We start from the raw sequence: 23771 nt of genomic DNA, 5'->3' as shown, positions 1-23771 counted from the left end.
TGCAGCAGCATAGCGCTGTCCGTCGAGTGTGCTGGCTTAATCGCTATATAGTTTTGTATATTGCGAACCCGAAATCGCCAGACTTTCAATGTCTTCCATGAGCAGCATCCGCGAACGCAACCAGCAACTGATCCTCAAGGCCGCCAGCGAAGAGTTTGCCGCCAACGGCTTCGACGCGACCCAGACCCGCGACATCGCCGCCCGCGCCGGTGTGCCCAAGGCCAATCTCTATTACTACTTCCAGAGCAAGGAAAACCTCTACGGCATAGTGCTGCTCGGCTTCGTCGAGCCGCTGCTGGAAGCCTCGGCGGTGCTGCGCGAAAGTGATGACCCGTTGATCGGCCTGCGTGCCTACGTCGCGGCACGCATCCGCATCGCCCGCGAGCATCCGGCGATTGCCAAGGTGTTCAGTGGTGAACTGCTGCTGGGCGGTCGCCAGTTGCCCGACGAATGCCGCGACCTGCTGCACGCCGAAGCCCGACGCAATGTCGAGTGCCTGCGCAGCTGGATCGAGCGAGGCTTGCTGGCCCCGGTCGATCCCGAGCATTTGATGCTGTTCATCTGGTCGGCGACGCGCACCTACACCAATATCGGCTGGCAGATGGGGCGCATCACCGGGCGCGAAATGCCGCAGGATGAGGATTATGAAAGGGCGGCGGATACCATTACGCGGCTGGTGCTGGGCGGCGTGGTGTCCGAGCCGGTGAGTGATGTACGCAGGTTGATGTTTGCGACTTGAGCGGCGGAGTCAGGGCATGATGTCCAAAGGTAGTGCGCGGTCACCTTCCATCCGCTCGTACCATGCCTGGAACTGAGCAGGCAGGCGCTTTTTCCATTCCGGTACGTTGGTGTAATAACGGGCTCGCGTGTGTCCCCCTTTCTCAGGCACCAGCATCAGCACCCAGAAACGGTTACTGGCCGCACGCATCAGAATGGCCGCGTTCATATTGCCAAGTCCGCGCACCCACATTTCGATGACCTCGGCATCAGGCACATCAACCGCCGGGTCGCCGACGGTCATGGTACTCGTACGGTCCACCAGCTTCTGATAATCACCCTTGAGCAATTTATGCAACGCCTGATCCTCTTGCTGCGTACGAGCAAGTCCAACGCTGAGCAAGTTGTAATTCATCGAAAGTGGTTTATCAGACGCCACATAACGACCTGAGTAAAAGACACCCATACCGCCGCCGCAATCAACGTCATCGCCATTCTGCGTGACGTCCAGAACACCATTGATAGCTCGAAAAACAAGCGTGCAACTACCCTCTTCAAAACGAGCCTCACCACCGCTCAACACAGCAATGCCTTCCAGATCACCAGAGTTGGCGCCCTCCTGTGCCGAAACCTCAAAGCGGATGTGTGTGGCGTCCTGACGCTTGATGATCACTTCAGATCCCGAGTTCACCCCGTGAGGAATCAAATGCCATGTGGAATCCCAGTTGAACGCTCTGGCCGCATATTGCAGCTCAGTCAGGCGCATCAGATATTCACGACGCAAGCACGCCGGTTCAGCGCCACAAAGGCTGCGGTTCTTCAACCATGCTCTTTGATCGGCCTTGAGCGCTTTCGGATCAGCAACCTGCGCCAGCGTTGTCGTCCAGAGCTTCCCGAGTTTCTCATCAAGACTCGAGGTATACGGATCCGCACAAATGGCTTTTTCAACCGGACTGGAAGCGCCGGCGCAGTCGAAACTGGCAGCGTGGGAGTTGGCAGCAAAAACGAGGGGCGTCAGCAGCAAGGCGTGACGGAGATTGAAAGCGAGCATCGACAGATTCCATTCCTGAGGCGGCGGCAGTATGCCGCGCCCGGGTTATCGATGCTCTGGAAATTTCACCGATTACTTCAAGAGAGTCAGAACGCGATCTCGGCCGCCGGCTTCACATCGATCCGCGCCACCGAACCGGTCAGGTGCGCCCAGTCCTTGTTGTGTTCGGCGATGATGTCTTCGGCGCTCATGTTGCCGTTGTCGACGGTGGAATGCGCGTCGGCGGCCAGCTCCACGTCGTAGCCCAGTTGATGGGCCTGGCGCACGGTGGCGTTGACGCAGTAATCGGTTTGCAGACCGCAGATCACGAGGCGATCGAAGTCTTCCCGGGGGATCAGTTTCTGCAGGTTGGTCTGGTAGAACGAGTCGTTGGCGGTCTTGTCGACGTGCAGGTCACTCGGTGCGGTATTCAGGCCATCGGCCAGTTGCCAGCCCTCGGCGCCATAGGCGAGCGGGCTGTCCTTTTCGTTATGCTGGATCAGTACGACTGTGACGCCAGCCTTGCGCGCCCGGGCGCTGAGGCCGTTGATGGTGTCGATCACCCGTTTGATGTCGTAACACTCGTATTCGCCTGTGCACAGGGCGCGCTGGACATCGATGATCAGCAATGCGGTGGTCATGGTGAGCCTTCCTTGATCGGTCCTTGAGACAGGGGCGGACGTGTGCCCGCCCCCTTTTTACCCTTCTCAGTAACCCAAAGACAACCCGGTGTTGCGCCGTGGATCGTTGGCGCCGTAGAAGCGGTTCTTGCCGACCGGTTTACCCCCCAGCGACGGCGCTCCGACCAGAATCGCGGCGATGTGGTTGGCGTCCTGCGGGCCCGCAAACTTGTGGCCCCAGCTCTCGAGAATCTTCTTCGTGTCGGGGCTGGCGGCGTAGTCCTCAAGGTTGGTCTGCTCCGGCATCCACTGCTGGTGGAAGCGCGGTGCATCGACCGCTTCCTGCAGGCCCATGCCGTAGTCGATGACATTGAGCATGGTCAGCAGCGTCGCCGTGATGATGCGGCTGCCGCCCGGCGTGCCCACCACCATCACCACCTTGCCATCCTTGGTGACGATGGTCGGGCTCATCGACGACAGGGGCGCCTTGCCGGGAGCGATGGCATTGGCTTCACCCTGCACCAGACCGTACATGTTCGGCACGCCGACTTTCGAGGTGAAGTCGTCCATTTCATCGTTGAGGATCACCCCGGTCTTGCTCGCCATCACACCTGCGCCGAACCAGTCGTTGAGGGTGTAGGTGACGGACACCGCGTTGCCCCACTTGTCGACGATCGAATAGTGCGTGGTGTTGCTGCCTTCGTGCGGCGCAACGCCGGGTTTCAGCTCGGCGGAGACACCGGCCTTCTGCGGCTGGATCGCATTGCGCAGCTTGGTCGCATAGTTCTTGTCCAGCAGGTGCTCGATCGGGTTTTTCACGAAATCCGGGTCACCCAAATAACTGTTGCGATCCACATAAGCGTGGCGCATCGCCTCGATCTGGTAGTGCATGCCCTGGGCCGAATGGAAGCCCAGATCCTTCATCGGATAGCCTTCGAGAATGTTCATGATCTGGCAGATCACCACCCCGCCGGAGCTCGGTGGCGGTGCAGAAACAACGTGGTAGCCACGGTAGTCGCACTCCACCGGAGCCAGTTCGCGGGTCTTGTATTTGTCGAGGTCAGCCTGGGTGATGATGCCCTTGTTGGCCTGACTGGAGGTGACGATGGCGTCGGCGACCCAGCCTTTATAGAAACCATCGGCGCCTTTCTCGGAAATGGTGCGCAAGGTCTTGCCCAGATCCTTCTGCACCAGTTTCTGCCCGACCTGCATCGGCTCGCCGTTGTGGAGGAAGATCGAGCCTGAATCTTTCATGTCCTTCTTGAACACGTCGGTGGCGTAGTCCAGCAGATCGACGTCACCCTGCTCCAGCTCGAAGCCTTCTTCCGCCAGTTTGATGGCCGGGGCGATCATGTCCTTGCGTGGCTTGGTGCCGTACTTGGTCAGCGCCAGCTCCATGCCGGAGACAGTGCCCGGAACGCCCACCGCGAGGTGGCCACGGGTACTCAGATCAGGGATGACGTTGCCATCCTTGTCGAGGTACATATTGGCTGTCGCGGCCAGTGGGGCTTTTTCCCGGAAGTCGAGGAAGGTCTTGCGTCCGTCCGCCAGTTGGATGGTCATGAAACCACCACCACCGAGGTTGCCCGCCGCCGGGTAAACCACCGCCAGTGCGTAGCCCACGGCGACCGCCGCATCCACCGCGTTGCCGCCACTTTTCAGTACATCGACACCCACGTGAGTCGCCAGGTGCTGGGCGGTGACCACCATCCCGTTTTCGGCGGCGACCGGGGCAACCGAGGCGGCATGGGCCATGAGGCAGCTGAGCGCCAATGAGGTCGCAATCAGCGATTTGGCAAAAGGTTCGTACTTCATGAGTCGGTCTCTTCTTTTTATAAGGTAGGAAAGCGCTTCAAGAGCATCAGCCAGTATGGTCGCGATTGCGGTTTGCGCCTCCCCGATCCGGCAGTATGCTGGGCGCTGTTGCCGACCCGACCCGGAGTTTTTCCCATGGCCTACACGTTCATCACCCTGCCCTCGCCCGTCGGTGAGTTGAAGCTGGTCGCGAACGGTTCACGACTGGCCGCCATCCTCTGGGAAAACGACAAACCGAACCGGGTGCGCCTCGGACCAATGACCGAAGCGCCGGACAACCCGGTGTTGGTGAAAACCGCGCGACAACTGGAAGAATATTTTGCCGGAACGCGAAGTGCGTTCGATCTGGAGCTGGACTTTGCCGGCACCGAGTTCCAGAAAAAGGTCTGGGCCGCGTTGCTGACCATTCCGTTCGGCGAGACCCGCACCTACAGCCAGATTGCCGAACAGATCGGCCATCCCAGCGCGGTACGTGCCGTCGGCGCGGCGAACGGCAGAAACCCGATTTCGATCATCGCGCCCTGCCACCGGGTGATTGGTGCCTCGGGAAAACTGACCGGGTTTGCCGGCGGCCTTGAAGCCAAGGAGCGTTTGCTGACACTGGAAGGTGGCCAGTGGTCAGACATCGGCAAAACCGGCGAACTGTTTTAAGCGCCGAAGAAGTTATTCATCGCCGCGTACTGCAACAGCATGATGGTCTTGGCATCGCAGATCTCGCCACGATGAAACGCTGCCATTGCATCGTCGAAGCGCCACTCCAGAACCTCCAGTTCCTCGGTTTCCTCCTCCAGGCCACCACCGTCGCTGACCTTTGACGCCGCGTCGTATTCGGCAACGAAGAAGTGCAGTTTCTCGGTCACCGAACCCGGACTCATGTACGCCTCGAAGACTTTCTTCACATCGTGCACGCGATAACCGGTTTCTTCCTCGGCCTCGTCGCGGATACGCTGCTCCGGTGCCGCGCCTTCCAGCAACCCGGCAGCCACCTCGATCAGCAGACCGTCATGACCGTTGACGAACACCGGCAAGCGGAACTGACGGGTCAGCACCACCGTGCGCTTCTCACGATTGAACAACAGAATCGCCGCACCATTGCCGCGGTCGTAGACTTCGCGGGTCTGGCGTTGCCATTCACCGTTATTGCGCAGGTAGTCGAAGGTGATTTTCTTCAGCAGATACCAGTCGTGGGACAACACCTGAGTGTCGACGATGTTGATCCGCTCGGCGGTGTTGGGCATGACGCTTCATCCTTTGTCTTGACCGGAAAAGCCCCATGTTAGGCGAAAAAAAGCCCGGCAGCGCTACCGGGCTTTTTCATTCGATTACCGCTGACGGGCCATGTCGGCCATTGCGACATCTGGCACCTGCGTGGCAGCCGCCACGCCGTTGATCAGCGGTCCATAACGCCGGATGAACTCCCAGTTGTACGGCACACGATCCTTGCTGGTGCCGTTGTCCCAGTTCACCGACCAGGTCATCAGGCCCTTGATCGGGTGCCCTTTGACGGCCAGGCGTTTCATCGCGTTGCCGACCGCATTCTTGTCGATCACGTAACCGGTGGCAGCAGCGTCAACGTTGGCTGGCAGACCGATGACGAACTTGTCCGCAGGGATCTTCGTGAACCCGCGCGTGCCGGTCACCAGACTTTCGGTCAGGTAATAGAGGAAGTCATCTTTCATCGCATCGTTGTTTTGCGCGATCCATGCCCCGTTGCCGTTATTGGCCTCGGGGACCCAGACACCGTCACCACCCTGGTTGTAGAACTGCGGCGCGATGAAGTCGTAGTAGCCTTCCAGTGCCTGCAGGTAGCCGACGTATTTGCCGGAGGTGGTCAGGTATGGAAACTCCGGCGCCATGCTGATGATGAAATGCTTGCCCTGGCCTGCGTAGTGATCCTTGACCAGTTTCAGGGCGGCCGGCAGGACAGTCTTGTTTGCAGCGAAATCAATCGCGCTCTGTTCAAGATCGATGTCCAGCCCGTCAAAGCCGTAGGTTTCTACCAGACGGATGATTTCATTGGCCAGCGGTTGCTCCTGACCGGCACGCAATTCGATGTGCGCATCGGCGCCGCCGAGGGAAATCAGCACCGCTCGGCCCTGACTGTTGAGTACGCCGACCTGACGGCGGAACTCGGCGTCGGAAACGTTGAACGGCTTGAAGGTCGGAATCCCGCTGCCCTTCATGAACGCGACCGCAACCACGTTGTAGTCCTTGGGCACGTTTTCCAGAGCGATGTTGGCGAACTGACCACGTTGATAGCCGTCGCTCGGACCGGCGGGCCAGTTGTGCCAGAAGCCCATGAGGATCTTCTTGCCGGCGATGCTCGGCATCAGCGAAGCCGCGTCGCTCGCCTGGTTTTGCATTAACGTGAAGTCGATATTTGACATGTTCTAATCCTTCAGAACGTGTGGGTGGATGTTGCAGACTTATTTGAAGTCCACATCGAAGGCCTGATAGAAGGCGTTGCCGGTGTTGGCGACGATCCACATCAGGACGATGACGTGACGACCCTGCTTGTTGGCCGGAAGTTTCACCGCGTGATTGACCTTGGCCTTCAGCTCCGCCGAATGACTGTAGTACGGCACTTGCGCATAAAAGTCCTCGGCGAACGGTTTTGCTTCCAGTTGCCCACGAGTAATGCGTTGTTTCGGGTCCCAGCCATTTTTGGTGATCAGCCAGCGGTAGCCGCGAGTGGTGTGCGGCGCGGTGTATTCCCATTTAACTTCGAGGGTCTGGCCAGGGGTGACGTTGAGCAGCGGCCAGGTGAACGGGCGACCGAGCTTCTTGCTCATTTCCTCGTCGGTGAAGTTCACACAGTCACGGGCGTCGTCCTTGCCGCCGCTGAGAATGTGACCGTCGGCCGGAGGCACGACACTCGGGTTGTCCGACTCGAAAGGCGCCGGGAACGGGCCGGCCACCAGTGCCGGGAAGTTCTTGCCACCTTCCATCTCGTTGACCTGCCAGCCACCGAGCAATCCTTGTTCGATGGCCACCGCACCGCGGCTTGCAGGGGAAATGACGCGACCGTGTCGCAGTTGGGTTTGAGCTTGTGGTTGATTCATGTTTTTCACTCCATTGATTTAAGAACTCTCCTTTCCGGGGAGAGGTCTTCAAGCTAACGGAGGGGGATTTTTTGTCCATCGGCGGTTTTGTCGCAGCCCGCCTGTGCAATACCCGAAAAACACCGAAAATACTGGATATAAATACAGTACATTGCGACGACGCTCACCCAACGCATGGCAAAAAGCCTACACGGCGTCATTACAAAAACCTGCATTCAAGCACTCAGGGAAGTTGCGCCTTGAACTCCTTTTCATACTGCCCGGCGAGCTGTTCTTTCTGTTTGTCGTCGAGCAGCTTGCCGGCCATCTGGAAGAACTTCTGCTCCTCTTCCTTCAAGTGGTGATGGACCTTGTCCGAGAGCTTTTTCGCCGTGGCCAGCCAGGCTGGACTGGACATTTCGGTCTCGTCGAGTTCCTCAATCATTTCGTCCATTTCATGGGGTTCGGCGATGGCGTGGCGACTGAGGTCAACGCCGTTGTCGAACTCCATCAACGGGATGTAGAAGTGACGCTCTTCGGCGGTCTCGTGGGCTTGCAGCTCGGCCTTCAATTGCTTGTAGGCTTCGACGCGTTCCGGGGTGTCGCCGCTGGTCTTGATCAAGGTCTTGGCATAGCCGCGCTGGCGGTCGTGGCTCTCGCGAAGGGCTTCGAAAATATTCATGGACTCTCCTCGGCAGACGCATTCGGACTGAACGCCTTCAAGCGCTAGACCTCAACGCGAGAGCGACGGTTCCAACTGCTCGATGCCGGGATGGATCAATCCGTCGAGGCGCGATAGGCTGCCGGTTCACTGCCATAAGGATGTTGCACATGAGTTTACGGATCGAGCTGTCGCAAGACTCCACGGAAGAAGAACGCCTGGCCATTTTGGCGCCATTGCACGCCTATAACGTCGCTCAGGCCGGGATTGCCGTATCGGAGCCGCTCACGCTGCTGGTACGCGACGAACATGACGCGATTTTGGGCGGACTCTATGGCCGGTTGGTCTGCCAGTGGTTGTTTGTCGATCTGCTGTCGGTGCCGGAGCAGGGTCGCCATCAGGGGATCGGCTCGAAATTGATGCGCATGGCCGAAGACCTGGCGCGGGAGAAAGGTTGCATCGGGGCTTGGCTCGACACCTTCGATTTTCAGGCGCCTGAGTTCTACAAAAAGCTGGGGTACAGCCAGTTTGGCGAACTGGCGGATTACCCGCCGGGGCACAAACGAATGTTTTTCCAGAAACGTCTGGACGTCTGAGCCCCACGGATCGCCAGGTTTACAGACAGGTCGCCAACGCCGCCAACCGGCGCTTGGCGACAAAGTCGTCCTTCTGCGCGTAGTAGTTCAGCACGGTGCCGGACGCAGCAGTGGTCAAGTCGACGAACGACTCCGCCGAACGGGTGTAGACCGTCGAGCCGCCCTTCTTGCCCGGTTGCAGATAGGCCGCCGCATCCACGCCGAACACCGCTTCGTCCTGCCAGGCGAACTGCACACATTCGGCCACGACTTTTTCAGGCTTGTCCGAGTTCAGGACCTTGTAAGGAGTTTGAGTGCGGGCGTCTTCCATCACCGAACCCGCGCAACCGGCCAGCAGGGTTGCCGCCAGTGCCACCATCAGCATTCGCATTGCATTCGCTCATTCGGAAAAAAGCGGACTGTATCACCGCAACGGGCAAAATCGTTCTGCTTTACTGCATTTAGAGCGCGACACCCGCCGACAGCTGCGGCACATTAAGGTCATCAGCCCCACAAGGAACCCCCATGGCGCCTACCGACCAGCGACATGAACATGCCCTCAAACTGTTTCTCGACGCACGCCCCGAGCTGCGCGAAACCCTCGACCATCTCAATCCGTTACTGGCCCAGGCCAAGGGCGAAACCCCGGCACAGTATCGTGAAGAACGTCTGCACGAAGCCTTTGAAGCCGAGGCCGAATGCCAGGGTCTGTTCGCCTGGGAACTGACGCTGCAACTGACTGCAGCCACACCCGAGGAATATCAGGCGCAACGCCTGGAAGTGCACCGCGAGGTGGCGGAGATGGCCGGGATGGACTGGTTGGAATATTGCGACCTTTATGGCATAGAACCCTGACCTCTACGCAAGGACATCTGCGCCAATGTTGCCAACCGCCTCGACTCACCGCGCCAGCCCCGGCCACTTGCATACGCAAAAATGGCGCGGTCGCATAGGACTGGCAATGGTGGCCGCGCTCTCGGTGCTGGCGGGAATGACCGATGCCATCGGCTTCATGGCCAGTGGCGACTTCGTTTCATTCATGAGCGGCAACACCACACGGCTGGCGGTGGCGATCAGTGATGGCGATGTAAGTCTGACGCTGCGCCTGGTGATCCTCGTTGCCACGTTCATCGTCGGCAACGCCCTCGGCGTGGTGATCGGTCGCCTCGGCGGGCGCCGCGCACTGCCGTTGCTGTTGTGCATCGCGACGCTGCTTTGCGGGGCTGCGGCCTGGCCGTCCGAGGTGCAACTGCCGGCGCTGCTGGCGGCAATCATCGCCATGGGCATGCTCAATGCTGCGGTGGAGGAAGTGAACGGTCTGGCCGTCGGGCTGACCTATGTCACCGGTGCGCTTTCACGGTTCGGTCGCGGTCTTGGGCGCTGGATCATGGGCGAGCGACGCAATGGCTGGCGGGTGCAACTGGTGCCGTGGAGCGGCATGTTCATCGGCGCCATCCTCGGTGCCGTGCTGGAGCATCACCTGGGGCTCAAAGCACTGTACGCCAGCGGTTTGCTGGCTGCGTTGATCGGCCTGGTCTCACTGAAAATCCCTCGGCGCTGGCAGTTGGGTTACATGCCGCGCTGACGTCTGCGGCAACATCGACTTCGCCGCCCCGCCGAGAAAGCTTTATCATGGCCGCAGTTTTGCTGATCGAGTCCGTCATGAAGTTCGCCATCGCACTGTTTTCCGCCGCCCATGCGCCCTCCTCGCGCCGCGCCTTGCTGTTCGCGCAGGCTGCGCTGGCCGGCGGGCATGAGATTGTCCGGCTGTTTTTCTATCAGGACGGAGTCCACAACGCGTCCGACGCCGTGGTCACGCCGCAGGACGAACTGGACCTGCCCAAGCAATGGCGCAATTTCATCACCGAACAAAACCTCGACGGTGTGGTGTGCATCGCCGCCGCCCTGCGCCGTGGCGTGCTGAATGCCGAGGAAGCCGTGCGTTATCAGCGTGATGCCGTGGCGGTCAGCGCGCCGTGGGAATTGTCCGGCCTCGGTCAGTTGCATGATGCGGTGCAGGACGCCGACCGCCTCATCTGTTTTGGAGGCGCATGACATGGCCAAGTCCCTTCTGATTATCAGCCGTCAATCGCCGTGGTCCGGCCCCGGCGCCCGCGAAGCGCTGGACATCGTGCTGGCCGGCGGTGCCTTCGATCTGCCGATCGGCCTGCTGTTTCTCGATGACGGCGTGTTGCAACTGGCGGCCGGGCAAAACGCCAAGGCCCTGCAACAGAAAGACCTGAGCGCCAATCTGCAAGCGCTGCCGATGTTTGGCGTCGAAGAGCTGTTCTACTGCGCCGACAGCGCCAGTGCCCGCGGCCTCGGCGATCGTTCGCTGGACGAGGCGCAGTCTTTGGCCGCCGAACAAATCACCGCCCTTATTGACCGTTACGACCAGGTGATCACCCTCTGATGTCGACTTTGCATGTGTTGTCTCATTCCCCGTTCGGCGACGAACGCCTGACCAGTTGCCTGCGTCTGCTCGGCACTGCCGACGCGCTGCTGCTGTGCGGTGATGCCGCTTACGCGCTGCAACCCGGCACCGCGCCGTTCAGTGCGCTGGAAACCCGCCGGGTGAAACTGTTCGTGCTGGCCGAAGACGCGCAAGCCCGCGCCGTGCAGGTTCCGGACTGGGCCGAGACCATCGATTATCCGGCCTTCGTCGAACTGTCGATTCATCACGACAAGGTCAACAGCTGGCTATGAATGCGCTGACCGTCGGCGCCCGCGCCATTGAACTGGACAAGGACGGCTTCCTGGTCGACCTCAACGACTGGTCGGCAGAAGTCGCCAGCGCCCTCGCCGCTGCCGAAGATATCGAACTGAGCCCGGAACACTGGGAAGTCCTCGAATTGCTGCGCAGCTTCTATGCCGAATTCCAGCTGTCGCCGGCCACCCGGCCGCTGATCAAGTACGCCGCGCTCAAGCTCGGCGCGGAGAAAGGCAACAGCCTGCACCTGAACCGACTGTTCAAAGGCACCCCTGCCAAACTCGCCGCGAAACTGGCGGGCCTGCCCAAACCGACGAATTGCCTATGACCGACTATCCAGCGCTGACCCTCGAAACGCCCGCCGAGCATCCGTTCGCCCAGTTCGTGCGCATCCTCGGCAAAGGCAAGCGCGGCGCCCGCGACCTGACCCGCGAGGAAGCCCGGGAAGCCATGGGCATGGTGCTCGACGAGGCCGTCGAAGAAACCCAGCTCGGCGCCTTCCTGATGTTGCTGCGGCACAAGGAAGAAAGCGCCGAGGAAATGGCCGGTTTCACCGAGGCCCTGCGCGATCGCTTGCAAGCACCGGCGTTGAACGTGGATCTGGACTGGCCGACCTATGCCGGCAAGAAACGTCACCTGCCGTGGTATCTGCTGGCGGCCAAGTGCCTGGCGCAGAACGGCGTGCGCATCTTCATGCACGGCGGCGGCGCCCACACCGCCGGGCGTTTGTATTCCGAACAATTGCTCGGTGAGTTGAACATTCCGCTGTGCCGCAACTGGCAACAGGTCGGAGCAGCGCTGGATAACGGCGGCCTGGCCTTCATGCCGCTGGTGGACTGGGCGCCACAGCTGCAACGGATGATCGACCTGCGCAACACCCTCGGCTTGCGCTCGCCGATCCACTCGCTGGCGCGGATTCTCAATCCGTTGGGCGCACGTTGCGGCTTGCAGAGCATTTTCCACCCCGGCTACCAAGCGGTGCACCGCGATGCCAGCGGCCTGGTCGGCGACACGGCAATCGTGATCAAGGGTGACGGCGGCGAAATCGAGATCAACCCGGATGCCGACAGTCACCTGTACGGCACCACTGGCGGCGAGAGTTGGGACGAGGAATGGCCGCAGTTGTCGGCGCAGCGTCACGTCAAACCGGCGTCGCTGGATATCGAGCATCTGAAGGCTGTCTGGCGTGGCGATGTGGTCGACAGCTACCCGCAAATGACGCTGATTTCGACCATGGCACTGGCGCTGCGTGGTCTTGGCCAAAACCGGGAACAGGCGTTCGAAACCGCCGAGCAATACTGGGCCGCACGGAACAAATCGATTTAACCGATCATTCACGCCCGATCTTTGCGCTTTTTGTTCGAACTCATCGGAATAGACTCCACTCCAACGATTATTGGTTTCTGGAGTCTTGATCATGGGTTTACTCGTCGACGGCCACTGGCAGGACAAGTGGTACGAAAGCAGCAAGGACGGCGCATTCCAGCGCGAACAGGCGCAGCGCCGCAACTGGGTCACTCGCAATGGCGAGCCGGGCCCGAGCGGTGAAGGCGGTTTCGCCGCCGAAGCCGGGCGTTATCACCTCTATGTCTCTCTCGCCTGTCCGTGGGCGCACCGCACGCTGATCCTGCGCAAGCTCAAGGGCCTGGAAAGCCTGATCGACGTTTCAGTCGTCAGCTGGCTGATGCTGGAAAACGGCTGGACCTTCGACCAGAACCTCGGCTCGACCGGCGACAAGCTCGACCATTTCGACTTCATGCACCAGCGCTACACCGCTGACACCGCCGATTACACCGGCCGCGTCACCGTGCCGGTGCTGTGGGACAAGAAGCTCAAGCGCATCGTCAGCAACGAATCGGCGGAAATCATCCGCATGTTCAACAGTGCCTTCGATGACTTGACCGGCAACGATCTGGACTTCTATCCGGCGCCATTGCGCAGCGAGATCGATGCGCTGAACGAGCGGATCTACCCCGCCGTGAACAACGGCGTATACCGCGCCGGGTTCGCCACTTCGCAACAGGCTTATGAAGAGGCGTTCGACGATGTGTTTGCCGAGCTCGATCATCTGGAACAGGTGCTCGGCGCCAATCGTTATCTGACGGGCGAATACCTGACCGAGGCGGACGTGCGGTTGTTCACCACGCTGATTCGTTTCGACGCGGTGTATCACGGGCACTTCAAATGCAATCTGCGGCGGATCAGCGATTATCCGAACCTGTCGAACTGGCTGCGTGAGATGTACCAGTGGCCGGGCATTGCCGAGACAGTGGATTTCCAGCACATCAAGAATCACTACTACGGCAGCCACAAGACCATCAACCCGACCGGAGTTGTGCCAAAGGGGCCGAAGCAGGATTTCAAGGTTGCCCATGACCGGAACCGGTTGGGCGGGAAAGGGGTTTGGCGCAGGGGCTGAGTTGTTCCGCGTTTTTGAAGGCCTCTTCGCGAGCAGGCTCCCTCCCACATTGGATCTGTGTCCTGCACAAATCCCCTGTGGGAGCGAGCCTGCTCGCGAATGGGGTTACTCGGTTTTCAGACCTGCGCCTGAGCGCCCTCGAACCACGCCAGTTTCTCGCGCAGTTGTACCACTTCGCCGACGATCACCAGCGTCGGCGCATGCACTTCATGCTCCGCCACCAGACGCGGCAGATCAGCCAGGGTGCCGGTGAAGACCCGCTGATTGACCGTAGTGCCCTGCTGAATCAGCGCCGCTGGGGTGTCAGCCCCCCGACCATGCTTGATCAACTGCTCGCAGATGACCGGCAGCCCCACCAGCCCCATGTAGAACACCAGCGTCTGCGCCGGCGCGACAAGGTCGGCCCACGGCAGATCAGTGGAACCGTCCTTCAAGTGCCCGGTAACAAAGCGTACCGACTGCGCGTAATCGCGATGGGTCAGCGGAATCCCGGCATACGCCGCACAACCGCTGGCCGCTGTGATGCCCGGCACAACCTGGAACGGGATGCCGTGGGCCGCCAGTTCCTCGATCTCTTCGCCGCCACGGCCGAAGATGAACGGATCCCCGCCCTTCAACCGCACCACACGCTTGCCGGCCTTGGCCAGTTCCACCAGTTGCTGGTTGATCTGATCCTGCGGCACGGCGTGATCGGCGCGACGCTTGCCGACGTAAACCCGCTCGGCATCACGACGGCACAGCTCAAGAATCGCTGGAGCCACCAAGCGGTCGTACAGCACCACGTCGGCCTGCTGCATCAGGCGCAAGGCGCGGAAGGTCAGCAGATCCGGATCACCCGGCCCTGCGCCCACCAGATACACCTCGCCGGTGGCCACGGTCGCTTCGCCATCGATTTTCGCCTGCAACAGACGCTCGGCTTCGGCGCCCTGCCCGGCCAGTTGCCGGTCGGCAATCGGACCCTGGAACACGTCTTCCCAAAAGGCACGACGCTGCTGAACATCGGGAAACAGGCCTTTGACCTGATCACGAAAGCGTGCGGCCAGACCGGCCAGATGGCCGTAGGTCGAGGGAATCCAGGTTTCGATCTTGGCGCGGATCAGCCGGGCCAGCACCGGCGCATCGCCGCCGCTGGACACCGCAATGATCAGCGGCGAACGATCAACGATCGCCGGGAAGATCACGCTGCACAGCGCCGGCGCATCGACCACGTTGACCGGCACGCAACGCCGATGAGCATCAGCGGAGACTTGCGCGTTCAAGGCTTCGTCGTCGGTGGCGGCAATGATCAGCCCGCAACCGTCCAGATCCGTTTCGGCGTAGCCACGCAACCGGCATTCGCCACCGCTGGCGGCAACCAGTTCGCGCAGTTGCGCTTCGATTTCAGGTGCGACCACCCGCAGCAGCGCACCGGCATCGGCCAGCAGGCGGGATTTGCGCAAAGCAATTTCCCCCCCACCGACAACCAACACACGACTGCCGCGCAGGTTGTGAAACAGCGGCAGATATTTCATTTAGCCGATGACCTCGAGGCCACCCATGTACGGCTTCAGCACGTCCGGCACGCGGATCGAACCGTCGGCCTGCTGGTAGTTTTCCAGCACGGCCACCAGGGTACGACCGACCGCGAGGCCGGAACCGTTCAGGGTATGCACCAGCTCAGGCTTGCCGGTTTCCGGGTTGCGGAAACGCGCCTGCATGCGGCGGGCCTGGAAGTCGCCGCAGTTGGAGCACGACGAGATTTCGCGGTATTTGTCCTGGCTCGGGATCCACACTTCCAGGTCGTAGGTCTTGACTGCGCTGAAGCCCATGTCGCCGGTGCACAGCGCCAGGGTACGGTAAGGCAGACCCAGCAGTTGCAGGACTTTCTCGGCGTTGGCGGTCAGGCCTTCCAGCGCTTCCATCGATTTCGACGGCTCGACGATCTGCACCATTTCGACCTTGTCGAACTGGTGCTGGCGGATCATGCCGCGAGTGTCACGACCCGACGCGCCGGCTTCGCTGCGGAAGCACGGAGTGTGGGCGACGAACTTGATCGGCAGCTGTTTCGAATCGACGATTTCACCGGCCACGATGTTGGTCAGCGACACTTCGGCGGTCGGGATCAAGTACAGATCGGCTTCGCCTTCGCGACCGATCTTGAACAGGTCTTCTTCGAACTTCGGCAGTTGACCGGTGCCTTGCAGCGCCGGGGCCTGAACCAGATAAGGCGTGTAGGCCTCTTCATAGCCGTGCTCGGTGACGTGCAGGTTGATCATGAACTGTGCGAGTGCGCGGTGCAGGCGGGCAATCGGGCCACGCAGCAGCGCGAAACGTGCGCCGGACAGCTTGGCGGCGGTTTCGAAGTCGAGCCAGCCGAACTTCTCGCCCAGGGCCACGTGGTCCTGAACCGGGAAGTCGAACGCGGTCGGAGTACCCCAACGGCGGACTTCGACGTTGCCGTCTTCGTCTTCGCCGACCGGTACCGATTCGTGCGGCAGGTTCGGAATGCCCAGCAGGATCGAATCCAGTTCGGTCTGGATCGCGTCCAGCTCGACTTTACCGGCGCTCAGTTCGCCCGCCATGCGCTCGACGTCCGCCATCAACGGCACGATGTCTTCGCCGCGCTGCTTGGCCTGACCAATGGATTTGGAACGCGCGTTACGCTCAGCCTGCAGTGCTTCGGTGCGGGTCTGGACGGTCTTGCGCTGTTCTTCCAGCGCTTCGATGCGCGCGACATCCAGGGCAAAGCCACGGGAAGCCAGGCGGTCCGCTACGTCCTGGAGGTTGCTACGTAACAGTTTGGAATCGAGCATGTCGGTTTCTCGTTATCAAAGTTTGGTCAGGGACAGGCCGGCCCACGTCGCGAGCAGCCCGCCGAATACGCTGATGGCCGCATAGCCCAGGGCCAGCGGCACTTGCCCGCTTTCCAGCAGACGCACCGTATCCAGTGAAAAGGATGAAAAAGTCGTCAGCCCCCCGAGGAAGCCGACCATCAACCCGGCACGCACCTCGATGGGCACTTCCGGGCGTATCAAAAACAGGCCGTACAACACGCCGATCAACAGGCAGCCCACGATATTAACGGCCAGCGTCGCGGTATAGAAGTGCCGCGGCCAATTGGCGTTGACCCAATTGCCGGTGGCGAAGCGCAACAAGGTGCCGGCAACCCCGCCGACGGAGACTGCAACGATCAATGGAACCACTATTTTCTCCGCTGCCGGGGGCTTAAACGATCGAGTTGGGCAAGGTGGTTGAGCTTCTCGCCGATCTTCAGCTCCAGGCCACGGGGCACCGGTTGGTAGAAGGGAATCGGGTCGAGTTCTTCCGGGAAATAGTCTTCGCCGGCGGCATAGGCGTCCGGCTCGTCGTGGGCATAGCGGTATTCGTCGCCGTAACCCAGTTGTTTCATCAGTTTGGTCGGTGCGTTGCGCAGATGCAGCGGCACTTCCAGCGAACCGTGTTCGGCGGCGGCGCGCAGCGCGGTCTTGAAGCCCATGTACACCGCGTTGCTTTTCGGCGCGCAGGCAAGGTAAGTGATGGCCTGGGCCACGGCGAGTTCGCCTTCAGGGCTGCCGAGCCGCTCCTGCACTTCCCATGCGGCCAGGCACAGGCTCAGGGCGCGAGGGTCGGCGTTACCAATGTCTTCGCTGGCCATGCGCACCACGCGGCGGGCCAAATACAGCGGATCGCAGCCGCCGTCGATCATTCGCGCGAACCAGTACAACGCGCCGTCCGGGTTCGAACCGCGTACCGATTTGTGCAGCGCAGAAATCTGGTCGTAAAACGCTTCACCGCCCTTGTCGAAGCGTCGGCGTGTGTCGCCGAGCAGGCTTTGCAGCAGCTCGGTGCCCATCTCACTGCTGTCTTCGGCCAGGTCCGAGGCGTTCTCCAGCAGATTGAGCAATCGCCGGCCATCACCGTCGGCGGCGGACAGCAGCATCTGGAAGCCTTCATCGCTGAGGGTCAGATGACGTTTGCCCAGGCCACGGTCTTCGGTGAGGGCGCGGTGCACCAGTTTGCGCAACGCCGCTTCGTCGAGGCTCTTGAGTACATAGACCCGCGCCCGCGACAGCAATGCGTTGTTCAATTCGAAGGAGGGGTTTTCGGTGGTCGCGCCGATGAAGATCAGCGTGCCGTCTTCAACGTACGGCAGGAAGGCGTCCTGCTGGGACTTGTTGAAGCGGTGCACTTCATCGACAAACAGGATCGTGCGCTTGCCGTACTGGCCGGCCTGCTGCTTGGCGATTTCCACCGCCTGACGGATCTCCTTGACCCCGGCCAGCACCGCCGAGACCGTTTCGAAGTGCGCATCCGAAACTTCCGCCAGCAACCGCGCCAGCGTGGTTTTGCCCACGCCCGGCGGCCCCCAGAAGATCATCGAATGCAGGGCACCCTGCTCCAGCGCTTCGCGCAAAGGCTTGCCGCGAGCGAGCACGTGTTCCTGACCGACGTACTCATCCAGATTGGTCGCCCGCAATCGGGCGGCCAGTGGCTGGGCAATCGGTGCACTGCGAAACAGATCCATCACGTACCGTTGAAACCTCTGTTTTTATTCCTGGATCACGTCGGCACCCTTCGGGATGTCGAACTTGAACTTCGATGCAGGGACCGCTTCGTTGGCCTTCACACCGGTAAACAGGATGTTGGTGCGCTGGCCGACGCTGTCGATCAGTTGCATGTCATTGACCAGACCGTTGCGGAACGACAGACGCAGGCTGTCGAACAGGGTGTCCTTGGTTTTCGGCTTCAGGGTGAAGTCGATCACGCCGCCCGCTTCTTTCGCGCTGATGTCGAAGCTCTGGCTGATCTTCGACACGTCACCGGACAGCAACAGGGCCGGGGTCTGGGTCAGACGCTCGTCCAGTTTCTTGATGGTGGCCTGTTCCAGATCCGGGTCCCACAGGGTGACTTTCTTGCCGTCGGAGACCATGGTCTGCTCGGCCGGCGCATTGGTGTGCCAGTAGAACAGGCCCGGACGCTGCAGGGTCATGTCGCCGGTGGTTTCCTGCAACTGGGTGCCGCTGCCGTCAAGGGTCAGCTGGGAGAAGTTGGCCGTCAGGGTCTTGGATGTTTCCAGCAATTGGGTCAGGCGAGCCACATCCTTGTCATCGGCGTGAGCCGTGAGGGTGGTCAGAGCCAGTACCGGCAGCAGCATGCGGATAAGACGCATGGGAGTCCTCTTGAATACGCGTGGGAAAGTGGACGGCGCCTCATGCGCCGTCCATTGCATTTGAATCAGTCGCGCACCGGGCCTGGGGCCAGGACTTCGCGGGAACCGTTGGTGTTCATGGACGTCACGACGCCGGCCATTTCCATGGCTTCGATCATGCGCGCGGCACGGTTGTAGCCGATCTTCAGCTTGCGCTGTACCGCAGAAATGGAGGCGCGGCGGCTTTCCAGCACGAACTGCACGGCTTCGTCGTACAGCGCGTCGGCTTCCGGATCGTCACCGTCACCACCGCCGCTGCTGCCTTCGAAACCACTGCCCGCCTCTTCGACGCCGTTGAGGATGTCGTCGTTGTATTCCGGCGCACCGCGCAGTTTCCAGGCTTCTACCACCCGGTGAACTTCATCGTCGGACACAAAGGCGCCGTGAACCCGGATCGGCAGGCTGGTGCCCGGCGGCATGTAGAGCATGTCACCGTGGCCGAGCAGTTGTTCGGCGCCGCCCTGGTCGATGATGGTCCGGGAGTCGATCTTGCTCGATACCTGGAACGCCATGCGCGTCGGGATGTTGGCCTTGATCAGACCGGTGATCACGTCAACCGATGGCCGCTGGGTCGCGAGGATCAAGTGGATACCGGCCGCACGCGCCTTCTGGGCGATACGGGCGATCAGTTCTTCAACCTTCTTGCCGACGATCATCATCATGTCGGCGAATTCGTCCACGACCACGACGATGGTCGGCAGCTTCTGCAACAGCGGCGCTTCGTCGTGGATGCTTTCGCGCTTGTACAGCGGATCGCTCAACGGCTCGCCGGCGTCCTGGGCTTCCTTGACCTTGGCGTTGAAGCCGGACAGGTTTCGCACGCCCATCTTCGCCATCAGCTTGTAGCGACGCTCCATCTCGGCAACGCTCCAGCGCAGGGCATTGGCGGCGTCCTTCATGTCGGTCACGACCGGGCACAGCAGGTGCGGAATGCCTTCGTAGATCGACAGTTCCAACATTTTCGGGTCGATCATGATCAGCTTGGCGTCGTCCGGGCCGGACTTGAACAGGATCGACAGGATCATCGCGTTCACACCCACCGACTTACCGGAACCGGTGGTACCGGCCACCAGCAGGTGCGGCATCTTCGCCAGGTCGGTGATGACCGGTTTGCCGCCAATGTCGTGACCCAGGGCCAGGGTGACCGGCGACTTGAAGTTGTCGTACTCGGGGGTCGACAGCACTTCGGAGAAGCGCACGATCTGGCGGTCTTCGTTGGGGATCTCGATACCGACCGTGGTCTTGCCCGGAATCACCTCGACCACCCGCACGCTGGTCACCGCCAGCGAACGTGCAAGGTCTTTCGCCAGGTTGGCGATGCGGCTTACCTTGACGCCAGCGGCCGGCTGGATTTCGTAACGGGTAATGACCGGGCCCGGATGGATCGAGTCCACGGTGACTTCAACGCCGAACTCCTTGAGCTTGATCTCCAGCAAGTGGCCGACCGCCGCCAGGGATTCGGGCGAATAATTGAGTTGTTTCTTTTCTGCAGGATCGAGAATCGAAATCGGCGGCAAGGTGCCTTCCACGGCGCTGTCGACGAACAACGGCACCTGCTTCTCTTTCTGCACGCGCTTGCTCGGCTCCGGCGCCTTGACCGGGGCCGGGGCGATGACCGGCGGAACCTGTTTCTCGCGCTCGGACATGTGTTTGCTCAGGGCCTGCTCGCGCTCGATCAGGCGTTCCTTGACCTTGGCCTGCTCGCGCTTGTCGGTAACGGTCGGCGCGACCACGTCGTGCACGCGGTCATCGACTTCACGCAGTTGCGCCACCAGTTGCTTGCGCTCGGTACGCGCCGACCACCAGCGATTGATCGCGCCCTGAAAGAGCTCGAACAGGTCGAGGGTGATCTTGCCGGTAACATCCATCACCTTGAACCACGACAGGTCGGTGAACACGGTCAGGCCGAACAGGAACAGGGCAATGAACAGCAATGTGCTGCCCTGAATGTTCAGGGCATTGCGGGCCAGGTCACCGAGGCTTTCGCCCAGTGCACCACCCGCGCCGGCCGGCAATGCGGTGGCCGCATGGAAATGAATGTGCGCCAGCGCGGCGCCGGACAGCACCAGAAACACCAGGCCGATCAGACGCCAGGAAAACAGCCAGCCGCTCCACTGCCACGGCTCGTGACGTTGACGGAAGATCTGATACGCCTTGATCGCCAGCAGCAACGGGAAGATGTACGCGAAGTAACCCAGCACCATGAACAGGATGTCGGCGCTGTAGGAGCCCGCCGGGCCGCCGAAATTCTGCACGTCGTCGATCTTGCTGTTGTGGCTCCAGCCCGGATCGTCCTTGCCGTAGGTCAGCAAGGCCATCATCAGGAACAGGCACAGAGCGCCGATGGCGATCAATGCACCTTCCTTGAGCCGGTAGTGCAATTGCTGGCGCCAAAGCGGAACGACTGTTTTTGGTGCTTCCGTGGATTTCTTCAAAACGCTTCTTTTCCTGCGCCAGCGGCGCGTCCATCTATTGAATGACGATAAAAAACTGCCCGATCCAGGCAGGTAAAAAATTGACGGGCGCAACTGAGACTACTTTTAACACTGCGCCCGGTCTTTTATAAACACGGCACACTGCGAATATTCTGTAACAGCCCGGCATTGTACGGGTTTGCGCGTTCGATGCCATGCTTCGAACCCCATGTTCAAGCATAGCCAAGCAGACCAAACCTGCGACGCAATTTGAGCATGCATTGTCTTTTGTGACAAAGGCTTATGAGGTGTATTTGATGAACGTAGCGAAGCATGCACCCTCAAGCTCGTCGCCCGTCTACGACCGCATCCTGAAAGGCAAGTTGCAGCAGCGTCGACTTCGCGCAGGTTCGGGAGGACATTCGCGCCATTTAACGGCACACTTTGCAACGGGCCCCGCCGCCCATCGCCCTCCCCTTCTGCAAGCCTGGACGCCATGCTGACTTGGTTACAACGCAACTCACTGACTTTCCCGCCATTGGAAAAGGCCATGCGCGATCCCAACGGATTGCTGGCGGCTGGCGGTGACCTGTCCGCCGATCGCCTGATCCAGGCCTATCGCCACGGTTGCTTTCCGTGGTTCTCTGAGGGACAGCCCATCCTCTGGTGGTCGCCGGATCCGCGCACCGTATTGTTTCCCGACGAACTGCATGTCTCGCGCAGCCTGGGCAAACTGCTGCGCCAGCAACGCTATCAAGTGACCTTCGACAAGGACTTCGAAGCGGTTATCCGCGCCTGCGCCGCGCCACGGGATTACGCCGATGGCACCTGGATCACCGAGGCCATGCAGGATGCCTACATTGAACTGCACCAACGCGGCTTCGCACATTCAGTAGAAGTGTGGGATGAAGGCAAACTGGTCGGCGGCCTCTATGGCCTGGCGATGGGGCAGCTGTTTTTTGGGGAATCGATGTTCAGTCGCGCCGACAATGCTTCCAAGTACGGCTTTGCCACACTGGTGCGGCACCTGAAAGACTCGGGTTTCGTGCTGATCGACTGCCAGATGCCGACCGATCATCTGCACAGCCTGGGCGCCCGGGCAATTTCCCGCCCCGCCTTTGCCGAGTATCTGGCCCGGCATCTCGACCGACCCAACGCTGCCACCTGGGTTTGCTGAGCGACTTTTGCGCGCGTGGCTTACACTTAATTCACCAGCTTACCCCTGAGGGTTGATCATGACCGAGTTGGCGCGGTTGAAGTTTTATGCCACTCAGCCTCATTCCTGCAGTTATCTGCCCGAGGAACAGGCCACGACCCTGTTTCTCGATCCGAGCCAGCCCATGGATGTGCATGTCTACGCAGACCTGTCGGAAATGGGCTTTCGTCGCAGCGGCGATCATCTGTACCGCCCGCATTGCCAGAACTGCAATGCTTGCGTGCCTGCGCGCATTCCAGTGGCGCAATTCAACCCTAATCGCCAACAAAAGCGCATTTTCAAACGCAACGCCGACTTGCAGGTGCGCCCGGTCAAACCGGCCTTCAGCGAAGAGTATTTCGATCTTTATCAGCGCTACATCGAACAGCGTCATGCCGACGGCGACATGTACCCGCCGAGCCGTGATCAATTCTCGACTTTTCTGGTTCGCGACCTGCCCTTCTCACGCTTCTACGAGTTTCGGCTCGACGGACGGTTGCTGGCCGTCGCCGTCACCGACCTGCTGCCCAACGGCCTGTCGGCGGTTTACACCTTTTACGAACCGGAAGAAGAACGCCGCAGCCTCGGACGCTACGCCATCCTCTGGCAAATCGCTGAAGCCGGACGCCTTGGGCTTGAAGCCGTGTATCTTGGCTACTGGATCAAAAACTGCAAAAAGATGAACTACAAGACCCAATATCGGCCTATCGAACTGCTGATTAATCAGCGCTGGGTCATCCTGAACTGATCGAAAGCCCTAAACCCCTTGGCGTAAACCCCATTTTTCGGGCACAATGCACGCCGCTTTTGCCTGGCGCAGTTGCACCGGGCCATTCACTGGACACCGAGGGCTTTACTGCATGTCGAAAGAAGACAGCTTCGAAATGGAAGGCACTGTCGTCGACACCCTGCCAAACACCATGTTTCGCGTGGAATTGGAAAATGGGCACGTCGTAACCGCGCATATCTCCGGCAAGATGCGCAAGAACTACATTCGTATTCTTACCGGTGACAAAGTGCGCGTCGAGCTGACGCCCTATGACTTGAGCAAAGGGCGTATTACTTACCGCGCTCGCTAATCAAGTCAATACAAGACGCCCGGCTTAATGCCGGGCGTTTTTGTTTGTCCGGGATTTGGCGTTTTGGGTTTGTGCTTAAGTTTTGGGTGTATATCCGTTGCTTCGGGTGCTGCCGCTGGCGGTTTCGCTCTTACAGCGACTCACTTTTCCAAACGCCGAAAAGTAAGCAAAAGGCTTTTGCCCCGGCGTACGGCACTTCGCTTAGGCTCAGTGTTCCCTCGCTACGGTGTCCATCAGGGGGCATCGCCTACGGTTTGCTTCGCTGCACCTCCTCTCGATGTATGCGGCTTCGCCGCACGGCGCTGCG

The 23771-nt window shown here is 60.4% G+C and carries 27 protein-coding genes and 1 pseudogene; 14 read left to right on the top strand and 14 right to left on the bottom strand.

All coding sequences use genetic code 11. The features are described 5' to 3' along the window. The first annotated feature begins 97 nt into the window (after positions 1–97). Positions 98–739 (top strand): TetR/AcrR family transcriptional regulator, encoded by a 642-nt coding sequence (locus tag DXT77_RS06510; RefSeq protein ID WP_119427054.1) that lies wholly within the window; start codon positions 98–100, stop codon positions 737–739. A gap of 9 nt (positions 740–748) precedes the next feature. On the opposite strand, the gene DXT77_RS06505 is transcribed toward DXT77_RS06510, so the two are convergent. The 3 genes from DXT77_RS06505 to ggt all read right to left on the bottom strand — a co-directional run bounded on the left by DXT77_RS06505 (position 749) and on the right by ggt (position 4182). Further along, on the bottom strand, positions 749–1768 hold the full coding sequence (locus DXT77_RS06505; protein ID WP_119427053.1) for a lysozyme inhibitor LprI family protein: 1020 nt from the start codon (positions 1766–1768) through the stop codon (positions 749–751). A gap of 86 nt (positions 1769–1854) precedes the next feature. Then, entirely contained in the window at positions 1855–2388 is a 534-nt protein-coding gene (locus DXT77_RS06500; protein WP_119427052.1) for a cysteine hydrolase family protein, read from the bottom strand. Between the two features lie 66 nt (positions 2389–2454). Continuing rightward, positions 2455–4182 (bottom strand): gamma-glutamyltransferase, encoded by a 1728-nt coding sequence (gene ggt, locus DXT77_RS06495; RefSeq protein ID WP_085711597.1) that lies wholly within the window; start codon positions 4180–4182, stop codon positions 2455–2457. A gap of 135 nt (positions 4183–4317) precedes the next feature. Between ggt and DXT77_RS06490 the strand changes: the two genes are divergently transcribed. Continuing rightward, the gene (locus DXT77_RS06490; RefSeq protein WP_119427051.1) at positions 4318–4833 is read left to right on the top strand and encodes a methylated-DNA--[protein]-cysteine S-methyltransferase; all 516 of its coding nucleotides are present in this window, start codon (positions 4318–4320) and stop codon (positions 4831–4833) included. On the opposite strand, the gene DXT77_RS06485 is transcribed toward DXT77_RS06490, so the two are convergent. The 4 genes and pseudogenes from DXT77_RS06485 to DXT77_RS06470 all read right to left on the bottom strand — a co-directional run bounded on the left by DXT77_RS06485 (position 4830) and on the right by DXT77_RS06470 (position 7905). Then, the gene (locus tag DXT77_RS06485) at positions 4830–5420 is read right to left on the bottom strand and encodes an NUDIX domain-containing protein (protein ID WP_119427050.1); all 591 of its coding nucleotides are present in this window, start codon (positions 5418–5420) and stop codon (positions 4830–4832) included. The two genes, DXT77_RS06490 and DXT77_RS06485, sit on opposite strands and share 4 nt — an antisense overlap. 120 nt (positions 5421–5540) lie before the next feature. Then, positions 5541–6569, bottom strand: a pseudogene (locus DXT77_RS06480) (chitinase); the annotation flags it as partial. A gap of 39 nt (positions 6570–6608) precedes the next feature. Continuing rightward, positions 6609–7244: a lytic polysaccharide monooxygenase auxiliary activity family 9 protein gene (locus DXT77_RS06475; protein WP_119427048.1), complete on the bottom strand. Its 636-nt coding sequence runs from the start codon at positions 7242–7244 to the stop codon at positions 6609–6611. Positions 7245–7467: 223 nt separating this feature from the next. Then, complete coding sequence (locus DXT77_RS06470) at positions 7468–7905, bottom strand: hemerythrin domain-containing protein (RefSeq protein ID WP_119427047.1); 438 nt, start codon at positions 7903–7905, stop codon at positions 7468–7470. Positions 7906–8054: 149 nt separating this feature from the next. On the opposite strand from DXT77_RS06470, the gene DXT77_RS06465 reads away from it, so the two are divergent. Beyond that, complete coding sequence (locus DXT77_RS06465) at positions 8055–8480, top strand: N-acetyltransferase (RefSeq protein WP_119427046.1); 426 nt, start codon at positions 8055–8057, stop codon at positions 8478–8480. A 19-nt stretch (positions 8481–8499) separates the two neighbouring features. On the opposite strand, the gene DXT77_RS06460 is transcribed toward DXT77_RS06465, so the two are convergent. Further along, positions 8500–8850, bottom strand: coding sequence for a hypothetical protein (locus DXT77_RS06460; protein ID WP_119427045.1), 351 nt, complete (start codon positions 8848–8850; stop codon positions 8500–8502). Positions 8851–8984: 134 nt separating this feature from the next. Between DXT77_RS06460 and DXT77_RS06455 the strand changes: the two genes are divergently transcribed. The 8 genes from DXT77_RS06455 (at position 8985) to DXT77_RS06420 (ending at position 13588) form a co-directional block, all read left to right on the top strand. Further along, positions 8985–9314 (top strand): DUF6388 family protein, encoded by a 330-nt coding sequence (locus tag DXT77_RS06455; protein WP_119427044.1) that lies wholly within the window; start codon positions 8985–8987, stop codon positions 9312–9314. Positions 9315–9339: 25 nt separating this feature from the next. Continuing rightward, on the top strand, positions 9340–10044 hold the full coding sequence (locus DXT77_RS06450) for a YoaK family protein (protein WP_119427043.1): 705 nt from the start codon (positions 9340–9342) through the stop codon (positions 10042–10044). 77 nt (positions 10045–10121) lie between these two features. Beyond that, positions 10122–10514, top strand: a complete 393-nt coding sequence (tusD, locus tag DXT77_RS06445; protein WP_119427129.1) for a sulfurtransferase complex subunit TusD — start codon at positions 10122–10124, stop codon at positions 10512–10514. Between the two features lies 1 nt (position 10515). Then, a complete protein-coding gene (gene tusC, locus DXT77_RS06440) occupies positions 10516–10872 on the top strand; it encodes a sulfurtransferase complex subunit TusC (RefSeq protein WP_119427042.1) in 357 nt (118 codons plus the stop codon). Further along, on the top strand, positions 10872–11165 hold the full coding sequence (gene tusB / locus DXT77_RS06435; RefSeq protein WP_119427041.1) for a sulfurtransferase complex subunit TusB: 294 nt from the start codon (positions 10872–10874) through the stop codon (positions 11163–11165). The genes tusC and tusB overlap by 1 nt, the downstream gene beginning before the upstream one ends. Beyond that, on the top strand, positions 11162–11497 hold the full coding sequence (locus DXT77_RS06430) for a TusE/DsrC/DsvC family sulfur relay protein (RefSeq protein ID WP_119427040.1): 336 nt from the start codon (positions 11162–11164) through the stop codon (positions 11495–11497). Before tusB ends, DXT77_RS06430 begins: the two co-directional genes overlap by 4 nt. Continuing rightward, positions 11494–12495 (top strand): glycosyl transferase family protein, encoded by a 1002-nt coding sequence (locus DXT77_RS06425; RefSeq protein WP_119427039.1) that lies wholly within the window; start codon positions 11494–11496, stop codon positions 12493–12495. Before DXT77_RS06430 ends, DXT77_RS06425 begins: the two co-directional genes overlap by 4 nt. 91 nt (positions 12496–12586) lie before the next feature. Next, positions 12587–13588, top strand: coding sequence for a glutathione S-transferase family protein (locus DXT77_RS06420; protein WP_119427038.1), 1002 nt, complete (start codon positions 12587–12589; stop codon positions 13586–13588). Positions 13589–13704: 116 nt separating this feature from the next. On the opposite strand, the gene cysG is transcribed toward DXT77_RS06420, so the two are convergent. The 6 genes from cysG to DXT77_RS06390 form a co-directional block, all read right to left on the bottom strand. Beyond that, the gene (cysG, locus tag DXT77_RS06415) at positions 13705–15099 is read right to left on the bottom strand and encodes a siroheme synthase CysG (protein WP_119427037.1); all 1395 of its coding nucleotides are present in this window, start codon (positions 15097–15099) and stop codon (positions 13705–13707) included. Continuing rightward, positions 15100–16380 carry a serine--tRNA ligase gene (gene serS / locus DXT77_RS06410; protein WP_119427036.1) on the bottom strand — a complete coding sequence of 427 codons (1281 nt, stop codon included), beginning with the start codon at positions 16378–16380 and terminating at the stop codon, positions 15100–15102. Between the two features lie 15 nt (positions 16381–16395). Next, a complete protein-coding gene (gene crcB / locus DXT77_RS06405) occupies positions 16396–16770 on the bottom strand; it encodes a fluoride efflux transporter CrcB (RefSeq protein ID WP_085712376.1) in 375 nt (124 codons plus the stop codon). Beyond that, the gene (locus DXT77_RS06400) at positions 16770–18092 is read right to left on the bottom strand and encodes a replication-associated recombination protein A (RefSeq protein WP_119427035.1); all 1323 of its coding nucleotides are present in this window, start codon (positions 18090–18092) and stop codon (positions 16770–16772) included. The genes crcB and DXT77_RS06400 overlap by 1 nt, the downstream gene beginning before the upstream one ends. Before the next feature lie 24 nt (positions 18093–18116). Further along, on the bottom strand, positions 18117–18737 hold the full coding sequence (gene lolA, locus DXT77_RS06395) for an outer membrane lipoprotein chaperone LolA (protein WP_007958184.1): 621 nt from the start codon (positions 18735–18737) through the stop codon (positions 18117–18119). A 65-nt stretch (positions 18738–18802) separates the two neighbouring features. Beyond that, complete coding sequence (locus DXT77_RS06390; RefSeq protein WP_085712378.1) at positions 18803–21211, bottom strand: DNA translocase FtsK; 2409 nt, start codon at positions 21209–21211, stop codon at positions 18803–18805. 475 nt (positions 21212–21686) lie between these two features. Between DXT77_RS06390 and aat the strand changes: the two genes are divergently transcribed. The 3 genes from aat to infA all read left to right on the top strand — a co-directional run bounded on the left by aat (position 21687) and on the right by infA (position 23464). Next, complete coding sequence (gene aat / locus DXT77_RS06385) at positions 21687–22367, top strand: leucyl/phenylalanyl-tRNA--protein transferase (RefSeq protein ID WP_119427034.1); 681 nt, start codon at positions 21687–21689, stop codon at positions 22365–22367. Positions 22368–22425: 58 nt separating this feature from the next. Beyond that, positions 22426–23133, top strand: a complete 708-nt coding sequence (locus DXT77_RS06380) for an arginyltransferase (protein WP_119427033.1) — start codon at positions 22426–22428, stop codon at positions 23131–23133. Positions 23134–23245: 112 nt separating this feature from the next. Beyond that, entirely contained in the window at positions 23246–23464 is a 219-nt protein-coding gene (infA, locus tag DXT77_RS06375) for a translation initiation factor IF-1 (RefSeq protein ID WP_002553999.1), read from the top strand. Positions 23465–23771: the final 307 nt, after the last annotated feature.

The sequence above is a fragment of the Pseudomonas sp. 91RF genome (assembly GCF_003576265.1).
In the GTDB taxonomy this organism is placed as follows: Bacteria; Pseudomonadota; Gammaproteobacteria; order Pseudomonadales; family Pseudomonadaceae; genus Aquipseudomonas; species Aquipseudomonas kribbensis.
Note: the sequence above shows the minus strand (reverse complement) of the source record. Positions and strands in the feature narration are given on the sequence as shown.